The sequence below is a fragment of the Streptomyces sp. NPDC024698 genome, from assembly GCF_055559015.1.
This window is the reverse complement of record NZ_JBVHLK010000002.1, coordinates 524752-541336: the sequence shown is the minus strand read 5'-3', so window position 1 is coordinate 541336 and position 16585 is coordinate 524752. Positions and strand designations below refer to the sequence as shown.

The following is a 16585-nucleotide window of genomic DNA, read 5'->3' as shown; positions in this document are numbered from 1 at the left end:
CGCAGGTCAGGGCGCATTGTCAGTGGCGTGGTGCACGGTGGAACCAGATCCGAACCGGCCGAGCTGGAGGGGGACCGAGCCATGTCCGTGTCCGTTGAACCGACGTCCGTCGACGCACCCACGGGAGAGAGGGGGGAGAGCCGGCCGAGCGAGGCGCTGCGACCGCATGCCGAGCACGCCTTCGCCGCCGAACTCGCCGCGCTCGCGGCCCAGGACGACCGGCCCCGCCCGGAACGCTGGCTGCTCTCGCCCTGGGCCGTGGCCACCTATCTGCTGGGCGGCACCCTGCCGGACGGCACCGTGATCACCCCCAAATATGTCGGGCCGCGCCGCATCGTCGAGGTCGCCGTCACCACCCTCGCCACCGACCGGGCGCTGCTCCTGCTCGGTGTGCCCGGCACCGCGAAGACCTGGGTGTCCGAGCATCTGGCGGCCGCGGTCAGCGGCGACTCGACGCTGCTCGTGCAGGGCACAGCCGGCACCCCGGAGGAGGCCATCCGGTACGGCTGGAACTACGCGCGGCTGCTCGCGCACGGGCCCAGCCGGGACGCGCTCGTGCCGAGCCCGGTCATGCGGGCCATGGCCGAGGGCATGACGGCCCGCGTCGAGGAACTCACGCGCGTCCCCGCGGACGTGCAGGACAGCCTGATCACGATCCTCTCCGAAAAGACCCTGCCGATACCGGAACTGGGCCAGGAGGTGCAGGCCGTGCGCGGGTTCAACCTGATCGCCACGGCCAACGACCGCGACCGCGGTGTCAACGAACTCTCCAGCGCGCTGCGCCGCCGTTTCAACACCGTGGTGCTGCCGCTGCCGGAGAGCGCCGACGCCGAGGTCGACATCGTCTCGCGCCGTGTCGACCAGATCGGCCGCTCCCTCGATCTGCCCGCCGTGCCCGACGGCGTGGACGAGATCCGCCGGGTCGTCACCGTCTTCCGTGAACTGCGGGACGGGATCACGTCCGACGGCCGGACGAAGCTGAAGTCGCCCAGCGGCACACTGTCCACGGCCGAGGCGATCTCCGTCGTGACCAACGGCCTGGCCCTGGCAGCCCACTTCGGCGACGGCGTCCTGCGGGCGGGTGACGTCGCCGCCGGCATCCTCGGTGCCGTCGTGCGCGACCCGGCGGCCGACCGCGTCATCTGGCAGGAGTATCTGGAAGCGGTCGTCCGCGAACGGGACGGCTGGAAGGACTTCTACCGCGCCTGCCGCGAGGTGAGCGTATGAATGCCGGGCGTGACGCCGGACCGCCCGCGCCGGACGCCGGACCGCCCGCGCCGGACGCCGGACCGCCGGACGCCGGACCGCCCGTGCGGCGGAAGGGGGCGATGAGCCGGGATCCGGGGCCGTTGCTGCTCGGTGTACGGCATCACGGACCCGGGTCGGCCCGGGCCGTACGGGCGGCGCTGGAGGCGGCGGCCCCCCGGGTCGTGCTGATCGAGGGGCCGCCCGAGGCGGACGCGCTGGTCCCGCTGGCCGCCGACAAGGAGATGCGGCCGCCCGTGGCGCTGCTCGCCCATGTCGTGGACGAACCCGGCCGGTCGGCCTTCTGGCCGCTCGCCGAGTTCTCCCCGGAGTGGGTGGCGATCCAGTGGGCCCAGGAGCACGGGGTGGCGGCCCGTTTCATCGACCTTCCGGCCGCCCACACCCTCGCCTGGGAGGACGAGGAGGCGGCCCTCGACCGGGACGGGACGGACACCGGGCCTGCCGATGCGGACACCGGCCCGGCCGGGACGGATCCCGACGGAGCCAGCCCGGGGCACGCGCCGTTCGGGGACCCGCTCGACCCGCTCCCGGCCGGGAACACCGACACCGCCGGACCCGGAGGAGACACCGGCTCCGGGGGAGACATCGACCCCGGAGGCGATCCCGGTCTCCCGGGGGACCGCGGCTCCGCGGGCGCCCCCGGAGGGCCGGCCGCGGCCGGGGGTTCCGGAAGCCCGCCCGACGTGAGCGCCGTCCGGATCGACCCCCTCGCGGTGCTCGCCGAGGCGGCCGGGTACGACGACCCGGAGCGCTGGTGGGAGGACGTGGTCGAGCACAGGGCCGGGACGGCGGACGACCCGTTCGCTCCGTTCACGGTGCTGGAGGAGGCCATGGGGGCGCTGCGCGAGGTGTACGGGGCCGGAGGGCACGACCGGGACCCGGTGCGCGAGGCGTACATGCGGCTCCAGATCCGTTCGGCGCGGCGGGAGTTCGGGGACGACGTGGCCGTGGTGTGCGGGGCCTGGCATGTCCCCGCGCTGCGACAGGGGGCCACCGTCGGCGCCGACCGAGCGCTCCTCAAGGGCCTGCCGAAGGCCAAGGTCCAGCTGACCTGGGTGCCCTGGACCCACCGCAGGCTGTCCCGGTCCAGTGGGTACGGCGCGGGCATCGACTCGCCGGGCTGGTACGGACACCTGTTCAGCGCTCCCGACCGCCCTGTCGAGCGCTGGATGACCAAGGTCGCCCGGCTGCTGCGAGACGAGGACCGGGGTGTGTCGTCGGCCCATGTCATCGAGGCCGTGCGACTGGCCGGCACACTCGCCGCGATGCGCGGCCGCCCGCTGCCGGGGCTGACCGAGACCACCGACGCCGTCCGGGCCGTGATGTGCGAGGGCTCGGACGTCCCCCTGGGGCTGGTGCGCGACCGGCTCGTGGTCGGCGACGTGCTCGGGGAGGTGCCGGAGTCCGCTCCGGCGGTGCCGTTGCAGCGGGACCTCACCCGGTCCCAGCGGCGATTGCGGCTCAGGCCCGAGGCACTGGAGCGGGAGCTGGAGCTCGATCTGCGCAAGGAGACCGACGCGGGGCGCAGCACCCTGCTGCACCGGTTGCGGCTCCTCGGCGTCGCGTGGGGCGAGCCCTCGGCGTCCCGCGGCAGCACGGGCACCTTCCGGGAGACCTGGCGGCTGCGCTGGGAGCCGGAGCTGGTGGTGCGGGTCGCCGAGGCCGGCGTCTGGGGCACGACGGTCCCCGCCGCCGCGACGGCCAAGGCCGAGGCGGACGCTGTCGGTGCGCCCTCGCTCGTGGAGGTCACCGCACTCGCCGAGCACTGCCTTCTCGCCGGGCTCGCGGACGCGCTGCCGGTGGTGATGCGGGTGCTCGCCGACCGCGCCGCCCTCGACACGGACGTGGGCCGGCTCGCGCAGGCCCTGCCCGCACTCGTCCGCTCCCTGCGCTACGGCGACGTGCGCGGCACCGACACCCGCGCCCTCGCCGAGGTCGCGGCCGGTCTCGCCGAGCGGGTGTTCGTCGGTCTCCCGCCGGCCTGTGCCGCCCTGGACGGCGACGCCGCCCAGGAGATGCGCGGCCACGTCGACGCCGTGCACGGGGCGGTGGGACTGCTGGAGGAGGCGACCGCGGGGGCCGCCGAGGCGGGCGGTGTCCGCGGACGCTGGTACGCGGTGCTGCGGGTGCTCGCGACACGGGACACCGTGCCGGGGGTGGTCAGAGGCCGGGCGGTCCGTCTGCTCCTCGACGAGGGGGAGCTGGCGCAGGAGGAGGCCGCGCGGCTCATGGGTCTCGTGCTGTCGCCGGGGACGGCGCCGGCGGACGGGGCCGCGTGGATCGAGGGCTTCGTCGGAGGTGGTTCCGGCGGCATGCTGCTCGTGCACGACGAACGGCTGCTCGCCCTGGTGGACGTGTGGCTGACCGGGGTGCCTGCGGAGGCGTTCACCGATGTGCTGCCGCTGCTGCGCCGGACGTTCTCGGCCTACGAGACGGGGGTGCGCAGGACGCTGGGCGAGCTCGTCCGGCGCGGCCTGGCCCCGCGGGCGACCACCGAGGCCGGCGGCTCCGGCTCCGGTGTACCCGGGTTCGCCCCCGGTCTGGACACCGGGCGTGCCGACGCCGTCCTGCCGCTGCTGAGCCTGCTCCTGGGGCTCGGCGACCCCGAAACCGACCTCCACACCGGAAACGATCTTGCGAGGGTGGCCCCATGACCGAGGTGACGGTGGACGCCGGGGAGGAGCGGCTGCGGCGGTGGCGGCTGGTGCTCGGCGGCGACGAGGCGGACGGCACCGGATGCGCGCTCTCGGGCCGGGACGCGGGCATGGACGGGGCGCTGAGCGCGCTCTACGGAAAGGGAGGCGGCGGGCGGCCGGGGCGGGACCGGTCGGCGGGGCTCGGGGCGTCGGCGCCGTCGGTCGCGCGCTGGCTCGGCGACATCCGGACCTACTTCCCCTCCTCCGTCGTCCAGGTGATGCAGCGGGACGCCATCGACCGGCTCGGGCTGTCCGCGCTGCTCCTGGAGCCCGAGATGCTGGAGGCGGTGGAGGCCGACGTGCACCTGGTCGGCACCCTCCTCTCCCTCAACAAGGCCATGCCGGAGACGACGAAGGAGACCGCGAGGGCCGTGGTGCGCAAGGTCGTGGAGGACCTGGAGAAGCGGCTCGCCACCCGCACCCGGGCCACCCTCACCGGCGCCCTCGACCGCAGCGCCCGGATCAGCAGACCCCGCCACCACGACATCGACTGGAACCGCACGATCGCGGCCAACCTGAAGCACTACCTGCCCGAGTACCGCACGGTCGTCCCCGAGCGGCTGATCGGCTACGGGCGGGCCTCGCAGTCCGTGAAGAAGGAGGTCGTCCTCTGCATCGACCAGTCGGGGTCGATGGCGGCGTCGGTCGTCTACGCCTCCGTGTTCGGTGCGGTGCTGGCGTCGATGCGGTCCATCGCCACCCGGCTCGTCGTCTTCGACACGGCCGTCGTCGATCTCACCGACCAGCTCGACGACCCGGTCGACGTCCTCTTCGGCACACAGCTCGGCGGCGGCACGGACATCAACCGGGCGCTCGCCTACTGCCAGTCGCAGATCACCAGACCGGCCGACACGGTCGTCGTCCTCATCAGCGACCTCTACGAGGGCGGCATCCGCGAGGAGATGCTGAAGCGGGTCGCGGCGATGAAGGCGTCGGGGGTGCAGTTCGTGACGCTGCTCGCGCTGTCCGACGAGGGGGCGCCGGCCTACGACCGTGAACACGCGGCGGCGCTCGCGGCGCTCGACGCGCCGGCCTTCGCCTGCACGCCCGATCTGTTTCCCGAGGTGATGGCGGCGGCGATCGAGAAGCGGCCCCTTCCGATACCGGACGCGGGGTGAGACCGGCCCCTGGCCGTGAATGCGGCAATGGCAGTGAATGGTCTTGAATGATCGGTTTCGAGTGGTTCGGGGACCCGGACGGCCGAAGGGAGACGGCTCCACCTGACCGGACGCCCGGCTCCACCCGACCGGACGCCAAGGTCCACCCGACCGGTCTCCCCGGGTTGCGGGAGCGGTCGCGCGGGGCGCTCGGCGGCTGCTCACAGGGCCTCACCTGGTGATCCATGGCCTGGTGAGGGCCCCTCCGGGCCCGTTCTGTGACAGGTATCACCGCTGTGGTGTGAGCTGCGATTTAGGGTCCCGTGCCCCTCGGCGATAACCTGCGAGACGGACATGCCGCGCGCTCGGACATCGTGTGCGCCACCCTTGTGACAGCGGACGTCACGTTGCCCTTCGCGGCACGCCCACGCATCCAACGAACCGCGAGATCACTGATAGGGACGGACGCGCGTGGACCTGTTCGAGTACCAGGCGAGGGACCTCTTCGCCAAGCACGGTGTACCGGTGCTGGCCGGTGAAGTCATTGACACGCCTGAGGCAGCCCGCGAGGCGACCGAGCGTCTTGGCGGCAAGTCCGTCGTCAAGGCCCAGGTGAAGGTCGGTGGCCGAGGAAAGGCCGGTGGCGTCAAGCTCGCCGCCACCCCGGACGAGGCCGTCGCCCGCGCGACGGACATCCTCGGCATGGACATCAAGGGCCACACGGTCAACAAGGTGATGATCGCCGAGACCGCGCCCGAGATCGTCGAGGAGTACTACGTCTCGTACCTCCTCGACCGCACGAACCGCACCTTCCTCGCCATGGCGTCCGTTCAGGGCGGCGTGGAGATCGAGGTCGTCGCGGAGGAGAACCCCGAGGCCCTGGCCAAGGTGCCGGTCGACGCCAACGAGGGCGTCTCGATCGAGAAGGCCCGCGAGATCGCCGCCCAGGCGAAGTTCCCGGCCGAGGTCGCCGAGCAGGTGGCCGAGATCCTGGTGACGCTGTGGGACACCTTCATCAAGGAGGACGCCCTCCTCGTCGAGGTGAACCCCCTCGCCAAGGTCGCCTCCGGCAAGGTCATCGCCCTTGACGGCAAGGTGTCGCTGGACGAGAACGCCGAGTTCCGTCAGCCCGACCACGAGGCGCTGGTCGACCACGCGGCCGCCAACCCCCTCGAGGCCGCCGCCAAGGCCAAGAACCTCAACTACGTCAAGCTCGACGGTGAGGTCGGCATCATCGGCAACGGCGCGGGTCTCGTCATGAGCACCCTCGACGTCGTCGCGTACGCCGGTGAGAACCACGGCGGCGTCAAGCCCGCCAACTTCCTCGACATCGGCGGCGGCGCCTCCGCCGCGGTCATGGCGAACGGCCTGGAGATCATCCTGGGCGACCCGGACGTCAAGTCCGTCTTCGTCAACGTCTTCGGTGGCATCACCGCCTGTGACGAGGTCGCCAACGGCATCGTCCAGGCGCTCCAGCTGCTCGCCGACAAGGGCGAGGCCGTGACCAAGCCGCTGGTCGTGCGTCTCGACGGCAACAACGCCGAGCTGGGTCGCAAGATCCTGTCGGACGCCAACCACCCGCTGGTCCAGCGCGTGGACACCATGGACGGCGCGGCCGACAAGGCCGCCGAGCTCGCGGCTGCGAAGTAAGGGACGAGGGACTAAACAGCCATGGCTATTTTCCTCAACAAGGACTCCAAGGTCATCGTCCAGGGCATGACCGGTGCCACGGGTATGAAGCACACCAAGCTCATGCTCGCGGACGGGACGAACATCGTCGGTGGCGTGAACCCGCGCAAGGCGGGCACCTCCGTCGACATCGACGGCAACGAGATCCCCGTCTTCGGCACGGTCGCCGAGGCGATCGAGAAGACGGGTGCCAACGTGTCCGTCCTCTTCGTGCCGCCGGCCTTCGCCAAGGCCGCCGTGGTCGAGGCGATCGACGCGGAGATCCCCCTCGCGGTCGTCATCACCGAGGGCATCGCCGTCCACGACTCCGCCGCCTTCTGGGCGTACGCGAAGTCGAAGGGCAACAAGACCCGCATCATCGGCCCGAACTGCCCCGGTCTCATCACCCCGGGCCAGTCCAACGCCGGCATCATCCCGGGCGACATCACGAAGCCGGGCCGCATCGGCCTGGTCTCGAAGTCCGGCACGCTGACGTACCAGATGATGTACGAGCTCCGTGACATCGGCTTCTCGTCCGCCGTCGGCATCGGTGGCGACCCGGTCATCGGCACGACGCACATCGACGCGCTCGCCGCGTTCGAGGCCGACCCCGACACCGACCTGATCGTCATGATCGGCGAGATCGGCGGCGACGCCGAGGAGCGTGCGGCGGACTTCATCGCGAAGAACGTGACGAAGCCGGTCGTCGGCTACGTCGCCGGCTTCACCGCGCCCGAGGGCAAGACCATGGGCCACGCCGGCGCCATCGTCTCCGGTTCCTCCGGCACGGCCGCCGCGAAGAAGGAGGCCCTCGAGGCCGCGGGCGTCAAGGTCGGCAAGACCCCGACCGAGACGGCCAAGCTGGCGCGCGAGATCCTCGCCGGCTGAGCACGCGCCCGACCGAACGCCGGTGGGCCCGCACCCTTTCGAGGGGTGCGGGCCCACCGGCGTTCGGCGTCACCGGGGTTCCGGGTCACCGGCCCTCAGTGCCGCTGACCTCAGCGGTTGTCCGGGATCAGCCGCTCCGGGCCGTTCATCTCCTGGGACCTCAGCCGGGCGCGAAGCTTCAGCTGCGCCGCGGAGAGCGGCCCGGGGGCGCCGCGGGGCGGCAGACCGTGGACGGTCTCCGGTGGCGCGAGGGGCTCCTCGTAGTGGTCCGGGGCCGTGCCCAGCGTCACGAGGGTCACCCCGATCAGCAGGACGGTGAAGGCGATCGCGGCCCGGGTCCACTGCTGGGCCCGGCGTTCGCCGTACCAGCGGACCGTACGGGGCTTCGCCGCGCGCAGCCGCTCCGCGCTCGCGAGTTCGGCGAGCCGCCAGTGCAGGTCCTCGGGCGACGCCAGTTCCGGCAGCTTCGTGGCGACGGCCTCGCGCGCGTGCAGCACCCGGTTGGCCGCCGCGGGCGTGCTCGCCTCCGTCTCGGCCGCGGTCTCCGGCAGCCCGAGTCCCACACCGTCGTAGAGGACGAGCGTGCGCCGGTACACGGGCGGCAGTTCGAGGAGCGCGTCCAGCAGGGCGCGGTCGGCGGCGCCGGCGGGCGGTGCCTCCGGGTGGCGGTAGCGGGGGCGCAGCCGGTGCCAGGGGGAGAGCGCGTACTCGTACGCCGTCGCGCGCACCCATCCGGCCGGGTCCCGGTCCACGGCCACCTCGGGCCAGCGGTACCAGGCCTGCTGGAAGGCCCGCTCCACGGACTCGCGGGCCAGTTCGCGCCGCCCGGTCAGCAGATAGGCCTGTCGTACGAGGGCGGGGGCGCAGAACGCGTAGAGCGCGTCGAAGGCCTGAGCGGGCGTCAGTGACGGTTCGCGGAGCCCGGAGAGCCCGTCATCGGTGACGCGCTCCTCGGCGAGACGGTCCTCGGCGGGGTGCAGCGCGGACCGCGCCCCGGCTCGGGCGGAACGTTTCTCTACCCTCGCGTCTGGCTCCCCGCGGACAGCGGCGGCCCCCACCGGCTCGGTGCCGGTCTCCTCCTGAGGGGTGTTCACCTCCGCCGGGGCGGAGGCGGGATCGGCCAGGAGCAGCCTCGTGTACGCCTCCCGCATCCGGCCGCGCGGGGCCGAACGGCCGGTCTCCCACGAGCGGACCGTCGCCCGGCTGACGCCGAGCCGGGTCGCCATGTCGGCCTGGGACAGGGACCGGTTCTCGCGCAGACGGCGGCGCTCCTTGGGCGCCGGCAGCGGGGTGGCGGGGCTCTGTGTCAGATCGGATTCCACAGAAGGCCCCTTCGTACGAAAAAGTACATAACTGCATATTGAGCGACACATCCAGGGTTCGCCTGTTACGACGAGAAAGCGCGTGTCGTTGGGAGCATGAGGGGCGTGACTCAAATCACCCACCGCAGGCTCCCGTTGTCGCACCTGCTCACCCGGATGCGTGACCGGTCACCCGGACTGGCCGCGAGCGTCCTGGGCGGCGCCCTCGCTGCGGGGCTCGGGCTCGCCTCGCTCGCCGTCCTCGTCATGGTGCTCTGGATCAGCTCGCCGTTTCCGGACAGCGGTCCGGGCGGCGCGCTGCATGTCGCCGCGGCGCTCTGGCTGCTCGCGCACGGCGTGGAGCTGATCCGCACCGACACCCTGTCAGGCCTGCCCATGCCGGTCGGGGTGACACCGCTCCTCCTGCTCGCCCTGCCGGTGTGGCTGCTGCACCGGGCCGCCCGGGAGGCGGCCGACGCCACGGCGCGGTCGTCGCCGGGCACGGCGTGGGCCGGTGTCGTGGCCGGCTATCTGTCCGTGGCCTGGGCCGCGGCGCTGTACGCCTCGGGCGGGACACTGCGCCCCTCCTGGGCCTGGGCCGCGGTCTGTCTGCCGCTCCTCACGGTGATCGCCGCGGGAGCGGGGGTCTGGACGGCGAACGGGCGCCCATGGACGCCGGGACCGTTCCCGGGGAAGCGGGCCGCGAAGGCGCTTCCGCTTCCCGGCGGGCGACTGCCCGAAGGGCGTCCCGCGGTCTCGGCCGTACGCCGTCTCGCCGCCGACGACCGGATGCTCGGCGGCGCCGCACGGGCCGCCGCGGCCGGGGTCGCGGTCCTCGTCGGAGGCGGGGCCCTGCTCGTGGTGGCCTCGCTCGTGTGGCACGGGGACACGGCGCGCACCGCGTTCGTCCAGCTCACCGGGGTGTGGTCGGGCCGGTTCGCCGTACTGCTGCTGTGTCTGGTCCTGGTGCCGAACGCGGCCGTGTGGGGGGCCGCGTACGGACTCGGGCCCGGCGTCGTCCTGAGCGCGGGGCATGTCGCCGGACCGCTGACCGCGGCGATTCCGGCGGAGCACGCGCCGACCGATCTGCTCCCCGCGTTTCCGCTGCTCGCCGCCCTGCCGCGAGCGGGTTCGGACGCGCCCTCCGCCTGGCTGAGCGCGCTCGTGCCGCTGGCCGCCGGTGTCACGGTGGCGTGGTCCGCGGTGAAGGCGGGCGCCGCGCAGGGAACGCCGGGCCGCGCGGAGCCCTGGCCGCTCCGGCGGACGGTGGTCGCCGTCTCGATCGCCGCCGCATGGTGCGGTGTCGCGCTCGGGGTGCTCGCCGGGCTGGCCGGAGGGCCGCTGGGGGTCCGCACCCTGACCCATTTCGGGCCGGTGTGGTGGCAGGTGGGGCCCGCGACGGCGGTGTGGACGGCGGTCGTCGGGATTCCCGTCGCGGTGGGTGCGGCCGAGTGGAGGGACCGGGGTCGCGCGACTGCCGGGCGCCCGGGTGCCCGCCGGTTCGGGCGCGGGACCGGATGGACGGCGCGGCTCCGGCCGCGCGTCCGGCTGCCGTGGCGCGGGGGCATCTCCGCGGTGCCGACGCCGGTTCCGCTCCAGGGCGCGCGGCCGGCTTCCGGCCGGGTCGACCCCACGGTGCTGGAGTCCGTCGTCGAGAGTTTCGACCCGTACGAGGCCTACGACCCCGACGACTCCTACGACCCGTTCGAGCCGTACGACCTGCTGCCGGGGGAGGCCGCGCCGGGCGCCTGGTACGGGGACCTGTCGAAGGAGACCCGCCGGGAGACCCTGCGGAAGGCGAGCGGGTCCCCCGAGTCCGGGCCGGAGGGTCCGACGGGTCCTGAAGGCCGGAAGGAGCCGGAGTCGCACGACCGGGACGCGGAACGCCCGGAGGACGCGCCGGACGAGGGGAATCCGCACGACGCGGAACACCGGGACGGCCCGGACGCGGTGGGCGGCGGTTCCCCCCGCTGACCGCGGTGCCTCCCGTCCGGCGGCGGAGCCGGGCGGGAGGCGGGTGTCAGTTCCGGCTGCCCAGCAGCCCGCGCAGATCCTTCGGGAGAAGGTCGTTGCAGGACTGCTTCGCGGCGTTCGTCAGGGCGTCGTCCGCGCAGGAGTAGTAGTCGCTGTAGACGAGGTGCGCGGTGAAGACCCCGGCGACCAGCACGATGGCCAGCGAGGCGGTGACGATCCCGCTCACCGCGGCCGTCATCTGCGGGCGCAGGTTCGGATCGGGCGCGGGGGCGTCCGGGTCCGGCGTGCGCCCCTTGGAACGCAGCGCGCTGCCGCCCCAGTACAGGGCGAGCGCGCCGAGCAGCAACGCCACGTACGGCCAGCCGAAGAGGACGAAGAAGAATGCCCACATGCCGGAGAGCAACGCGTACCGGGCGCGGCGCTGGGCCGGGTCCTTCGGGTCCCAGCGCATACCGCCACCGGGGGTGCCGCCGGGGCCCTCGGGACCGCTCCGTCCCTGCTGCTGCGAGCCCGGCCGGTCGCCGAAACCGCCGCCGCTGGAGGGTCCGGGCTGCCGGTCGCTCCACTGGCTTCCCCAGGGGGAGTGCCCCGGGTCCTGCTGTCCGTCCCCGCCGCTCCCGCCGGAGCCCGCTCCTGGCCGGCGCGGCTGCCAGGGCCGGTCGGGTGTTCCCTCCGGCGGCGGCGCGAACGGGTTGTCGTCCTGGCCGGAGGCAGACTCCGGGCCGGACGGGGGAGTGCCGGGCGCGTCGGAGCCGCGCTCGTCCGAGGGGCCGCCGCTTCCTCCCGCCGAGCCGCCCTCACCGCTCGCGGAACCGGGCCCGCCCGTGGGGCCTTCCCCTTCCGGCCTCGGCGGGGTGGACGAAGAGCGCCGCTCGCGCAGCAGGAGCGGAGGGAGTCGGAGACTGCGGTCCGGCATCAGGTGAGCGTCTTCCCCTTGGTGGTTCTGGCAGGCGGTATGTCCACACGGTCTGGCCGCTCGTGACGCGCCCCCGGGCCGGTCCTCCCGGGCTGACGCCTCGGCCGGTCCGCCCCGGACGGACGCCCCGAGCTTCGCACTCCGGACTCGCGTCCCGAGCTTCGTGCCCCCGGACACGCGCTCCGGAGGTCTCCGGGGCCCGTGCCGCAGGTGGTGCCGGGGCCGTGCCCCGGACGTTCGTCCCCGTCCCGGATCAACGTCCCGCGCGCACAGGGCGTTCCCCGTGCCGGAGGCGTTCCCGGGTGGATCCTCCCCAGACGCTACCTTCCGGCCTCGCCCCCGTCCCGTGGGGGCCGCCCGGTGTGCCGGTATCGTTGCTGACGGTCGGCCGCTTCGTAGACTTCCCCGTATCCCGGGGCGCGAAGCATTCGTACGACCGTACAAACGCTCCCCCGAGAAAGGGCCCCGTCGTGGCCAAGGCCAAGCGCCTCGTCGTGCTGGTCTCCGGATCAGGTACGAATCTGAAGGCACTGATCGACGCCGTCGCGGAGGCGGGCCCGGCGGCCTACGGTGCCGAGATCGTGGCCGTCGGCGCCGACCGGGACGGCATCGAGGGGCTCGCGCGGGCCGAGCGGGCCGGGCTCCCGACCTTCGTGTGCAAGGTCAAGGACCACGCCGGCCGGGACGCTTGGGACCGGGCGCTCGCCGAGGCGACCGCCGCGTACGAGCCCGACCTCGTCGTGTCCGCCGGGTTCATGAAGATCGTGGGGAAGGAATTCCTCGCCCGGTTCGGCGGACGGTTCGTCAACACCCATCCCGCGTTGCTGCCCAGTTTTCCCGGCGCCCACGGAGTCCGTGACGCGCTCGCGTACGGAGTCCGGGTCACCGGCTGCACCGTCCACTTCGTCGACGACGGCGTCGACACCGGCCCGATCATCGCCCAGGGCGTGGTCGAGGTCCGCAACGAGGACGACGAGAGCGCTCTGCACGAGCGCATCAAGGAAGTCGAGCGAAGACTGCTCGTCGATGTCGTGGGGCGGCTCGCCCGCAACGGCTATCGCATTGAGGGACGAAAGGTAGTTATCCAGTGACCGCCGACAGCACAGTCACGGCCGAGAGCACCGAGGGCACCAAGCGGGTCATCCGGCGCGCGCTCGTCAGCGTGTACGACAAGACCGGACTCGAGGAGCTGGCCCGCGGGCTGCACGCGGCCGGTGTCGAGCTCGTCTCCACCGGTTCCACCGCCGCGCGGATCGCCGCGGCCGGCGTGCCCGTCACCAAGGTGGAGGAGCTGACCGGCTTCCCCGAGTGCCTGGACGGCCGCGTCAAGACCCTGCACCCCAAGGTCCACGCCGGCATCCTCGCCGACCTGCGTCTGGAGAGCCACCGGCAGCAGCTCGCCGAGCTCGGAGTCGAGCCGTTCGACCTCGTCGTCGTCAACCTCTACCCGTTCCGGGAGACGGTCGCGTCCGGGGCCACCCCCGACGAGTGCGTCGAGCAGATCGACATCGGCGGTCCCTCGATGGTCCGCGCGGCGGCCAAGAACCACCCCTCCGTCGCCGTCGTCACCAGCCCCGGCCGCTACGGCGACGTCCTCGCCGCCGCGCAGGGGGGCGGCTTCGACCTGCACACCCGCAAGCGGCTCGCCGCCGAGGCCTTCCAGCACACGGCCGCATACGACGTCGCCGTCGCCTCCTGGTTCGCGTCCTCGTACGCGCCGGTCGACGCCGCGGCCGACGGCGGCTCCGACGCGGGGCAGTTCCCCGACTTCCTCGGTGCCACCTGGCAGCGCGCTCACACCCTGCGCTACGGCGAGAACCCGCACCAGCCCGCGGCTCTCTACACCTCGGGCACGGGCGGCCTCGCCGAGGCGGAGCAGCTGCACGGCAAGGAGATGTCGTACAACAACTACACGGACACGGACGCCGCGCGCCGTGCCGCGTACGACCACGAGGACCCCTGCGTCGCGATCATCAAGCACGCCAACCCGTGCGGGATCGCGGTCGCCTCGAACGTCGCCGAGGCGCACCGCAAGGCGCACGCCTGCGACCCGCTGTCCGCGTTCGGCGGTGTGATCGCGGTCAACCGCCCGGTCACCAAGGAGATGGCCGAGCAGGTCGCGGAGATCTTCACCGAGGTCATCGTGGCGCCCGAGTACGAGGACGGCGCCCTCGAAGCCCTCGCCAAGAAGAAGAACATCCGTGTGCTGCGGGCCCACAACGCCCCGGCCGACCCCGTCGAGATCAAGCCCGTCGACGGCGGCGCGCTGCTCCAGGTCACCGACCGGCTCCAGGCCCCCGGCGACAACCCGGCGAGCTGGACGCTCGCGACCGGTGACGCCCTGAGCGAGGGCGAGCTCGACGAGCTGGCCTTCGCCTGGCGCGCCTGCCGCGCGGTGAAGTCCAACGCGATCCTGCTCGCCAAGGACGGCGCCTCGGTCGGCGTCGGCATGGGCCAGGTCAACCGGGTCGACTCCGCGAAGCTCGCGGTCGAGCGGGCAGGCGCCGAGCGCGCCCGCGGCTCCTACGCCGCCTCGGACGCGTTCTTCCCGTTCCCCGACGGCCTGGAGATCCTCGCCGACGCGGGCGTCAAGGCCGTGGTCCAGCCCGGTGGTTCGGTCCGCGACGAGCTGGTCGTGGAGGCCGCGAAGAAGGCCGGCGTCACGATGTACTTCACCGGCACGCGGCACTTCTTCCACTGATCACGTCGATCGGGTCGGTCACGTCGGTCACGGCGATCGGGCTGATCCCGCCGATCGGGCTGATCCCGTAGACGACGCGAGGGCCGTGTCCCACCCCGGCAAGGGGTGGGACACGGCCCTCGGTGCGTACCGGAGCGTTCAGTAACGGGGGCGGTTGAACCACGCGGAGCCCGACGGCGCGATCATCGCCGCCGCCATCACACCGCCGAAGCCGATCCACAGCAGCGCGAACACGAGCGCCGCCGAGGAGTTGACGTTCGACGCGTTGATCAGGCCGAGGACGCCGAACAGGGAGCCGATGATGCCGTACACCATGGTGGTGATCCGGATCCCCTGGCCGCCTCTGCTGAACTTGACGCCCAGCGTGATCGACAGGCCCGCGAGGGCGAGGAAGAGCAGCGCGATCACGAAGATGATGCCCGCGGAGTCGTGGCCGATGTCGGACAGGCCGTTGTTGCCGAAGGTGTCCTCACCGGCGTTGGAGGCGTCGTTGATGGTGGCCGCGCCGAAGATGGCGAAGATGCCGATCAGGACCTGGACGCCCGCCACGATGAAGAGCAGCACGCGCGCGGTCATCATCAGACCCGGCATGGTCTGCGGCATCATGTTGCCGCCCGGGTAGCCGGGGTAGGCCGGCTGCTGCGGATAGCCGTAGCCCTGCGGGGGCACGCTGGGCGGCGCCTGCGGGTACCCGTACCCGGGAGGAGCGGCCGGCGGCGCGACGGGAGGCTGCTGCGGCGGCGGGCCGTAGGGGTTGTTCGGGTCGCCGAAACTCATGGCGGGTTTCCTCCGTTGCCTGGTGCGGGGACTACGCGCGGCACGGTTCGGAGGAATTTCTACAGAGCGGTCCGTCCCCCCGGTACTGCCCGCGGCACTGTATGTGCTCATCGTTCTTTAGCAGACTCTTACTTGTCCAGCGCCATTCGGTATGTGTTGTCCAAGTGCAACATGAGTGATCATGGCTGGATACGGGCGAATCGGTCGGCCGGGAGCCGCCGGGAGGCCGTTCGGACACCGCTGAGCGGGCGCTTACGGGGCTGCCGCGGCCCCGGATTGGAACCTGGGCCGCGTCATCCGGGAGGATGGGGGGCATGACCGCCCAGATTCTCGATGGCAAGGCCACCGCAGCCGCGATCAAGTCCGACCTGACCGTCCGCGTGGCGGCCCTGAAGGAGAAGGGCGTCACGCCCGGCCTCGGGACGGTCCTGGTCGGGGACGACCCCGGAAGCCAGAAGTACGTAGCGGGCAAGCACCGCGACTGCGCCCAGGTCGGCATCGCCTCCATCCAGCGCGAACTGCCCGCCACCGCCACGCAGGAAGAGATCGAGGCGGTGGTCCGCGAGCTGAACGAGGACCCTGCCTGCACCGGCTACATCGTCCAGCTGCCGCTCCCCAAGGGCATCGACGAGAACCGCATCCTGGAACTGATGGACCCGGACAAGGACGCGGACGGCCTGCACCCGATGAACCTCGGGCGCCTCGTCCTCAACGAGCCCGCCCCGCTGCCCTGCACCCCCAACGGTGTCCTCACGCTCCTGCGCCGCTACGGCGTGGAGATCAAGGGTGCCGAGGTCGTGGTCGTCGGCCGCGGTGTGACCATCGGGCGCCCGATGCCGCTGCTGCTGACGCGGCGCAGCGAGAACGCGACGGTCACCCAGTGCCACACCGGCACCCGTGACCTCTCCGCGCACCTCAAGCGCGCCGACATCATCGTCGCCGCCGCCGGTTCCGCGCACCTCATCCGGGCCGAGGACGTGAAGCCGGGCGCCGCCGTCCTCGACGTCGGCGTCTCGCGCAGCGCCGAGGGCAAGATCGTCGGTGACGTCCACCCGGACGTCGCCGAGGTCGCCGCCTGGATCTCCCCGAACCCCGGCGGTGTCGGCCCGATGACCCGGGCCCAGCTGCTCGTCAACGTGGTGGAAGCGGCGGAACGCAGTGTCGGCTGACGGGAAGACGCACGCGTCCGGTGCCGGCGCTGAAGCAGTTTCCGGGGCCGGGGCCGGGGTCGAGCCCGAGTCCGGGGCTGAGGCTGTGATCGCGGCTGCGGGCGGGGCCGGGGCCAGGTCAGAGGCTGGGAC

At 72.8% G+C, this 16585-nt stretch carries 12 protein-coding genes; 9 read left to right on the top strand and 3 right to left on the bottom strand.

The window, feature by feature from the left end; genetic code table 11:
- Window positions 1-81 precede the first annotated feature (81 nt).
- The 5 genes from ACZ4AA_RS06850 (at window position 82) to sucD (ending at window position 7615) form a co-directional block, all read left to right on the top strand.
- A complete protein-coding gene (locus ACZ4AA_RS06850; protein WP_467596581.1) occupies window positions 82-1227 on the top strand; it encodes an ATP-binding protein in 1146 nt (381 codons plus the stop codon).
- A gap of 101 nt (window positions 1228-1328) precedes the next feature.
- Window positions 1329-3920, top strand: a complete 2592-nt coding sequence (locus ACZ4AA_RS06845) for a DUF5682 family protein (RefSeq protein ID WP_467597113.1) — start codon at window positions 1329-1331, stop codon at window positions 3918-3920.
- Window positions 3917-5080 (top strand): VWA domain-containing protein, encoded by a 1164-nt coding sequence (locus ACZ4AA_RS06840; RefSeq protein WP_467596578.1) that lies wholly within the window; start codon window positions 3917-3919, stop codon window positions 5078-5080. Before ACZ4AA_RS06845 ends, ACZ4AA_RS06840 begins: the two co-directional genes overlap by 4 nt.
- Window positions 5081-5530: 450 nt before the next feature.
- Window positions 5531-6709, top strand: coding sequence for an ADP-forming succinate--CoA ligase subunit beta (sucC, locus tag ACZ4AA_RS06835; protein WP_081218968.1), 1179 nt, complete (start codon window positions 5531-5533; stop codon window positions 6707-6709).
- A 21-nt stretch (window positions 6710-6730) separates the two neighbouring features.
- Window positions 6731-7615, top strand: coding sequence for a succinate--CoA ligase subunit alpha (gene sucD, locus ACZ4AA_RS06830; protein WP_329301294.1), 885 nt, complete (start codon window positions 6731-6733; stop codon window positions 7613-7615).
- A 110-nt stretch (window positions 7616-7725) separates the two neighbouring features.
- Here sucD and ACZ4AA_RS06825 read toward each other — a convergent pair whose 3' ends face one another.
- Window positions 7726-8925, bottom strand: coding sequence for a helix-turn-helix domain-containing protein (locus ACZ4AA_RS06825; RefSeq protein WP_467597111.1), 1200 nt, complete (start codon window positions 8923-8925; stop codon window positions 7726-7728).
- Window positions 8926-9033: 108 nt separating this feature from the next.
- On the opposite strand from ACZ4AA_RS06825, the gene ACZ4AA_RS06820 reads away from it, so the two are divergent.
- Complete coding sequence (locus ACZ4AA_RS06820) at window positions 9034-10890, top strand: cell division protein PerM (protein ID WP_467596573.1); 1857 nt, start codon at window positions 9034-9036, stop codon at window positions 10888-10890.
- Window positions 10891-10936: 46 nt separating this feature from the next.
- On the opposite strand, the gene ACZ4AA_RS06815 is transcribed toward ACZ4AA_RS06820, so the two are convergent.
- Window positions 10937-11806: a hypothetical protein gene (locus ACZ4AA_RS06815; protein WP_467596570.1), complete on the bottom strand. Its 870-nt coding sequence runs from the start codon at window positions 11804-11806 to the stop codon at window positions 10937-10939.
- Window positions 11807-12276: 470 nt separating this feature from the next.
- On the opposite strand from ACZ4AA_RS06815, the gene purN reads away from it, so the two are divergent.
- The gene (gene purN / locus ACZ4AA_RS06810; RefSeq protein ID WP_467596567.1) at window positions 12277-12897 is read left to right on the top strand and encodes a phosphoribosylglycinamide formyltransferase; all 621 of its coding nucleotides are present in this window, start codon (window positions 12277-12279) and stop codon (window positions 12895-12897) included.
- Window positions 12894-14507, top strand: coding sequence for a bifunctional phosphoribosylaminoimidazolecarboxamide formyltransferase/IMP cyclohydrolase (gene purH / locus ACZ4AA_RS06805; protein ID WP_467596562.1), 1614 nt, complete (start codon window positions 12894-12896; stop codon window positions 14505-14507). Before purN ends, purH begins: the two co-directional genes overlap by 4 nt.
- A gap of 138 nt (window positions 14508-14645) precedes the next feature.
- Here the strand turns inward: purH and ACZ4AA_RS06800 are convergent, their stop codons facing one another.
- Window positions 14646-15284, bottom strand: a complete 639-nt coding sequence (locus ACZ4AA_RS06800) for a hypothetical protein (protein WP_467596557.1) — start codon at window positions 15282-15284, stop codon at window positions 14646-14648.
- A 314-nt stretch (window positions 15285-15598) separates the two neighbouring features.
- Between ACZ4AA_RS06800 and ACZ4AA_RS06795 the strand changes: the two genes are divergently transcribed.
- Window positions 15599-16453, top strand: a complete 855-nt coding sequence (locus tag ACZ4AA_RS06795; protein WP_081218974.1) for a bifunctional methylenetetrahydrofolate dehydrogenase/methenyltetrahydrofolate cyclohydrolase — start codon at window positions 15599-15601, stop codon at window positions 16451-16453.
- The last annotated feature ends 132 nt before the right edge of the window (window positions 16454-16585 follow it).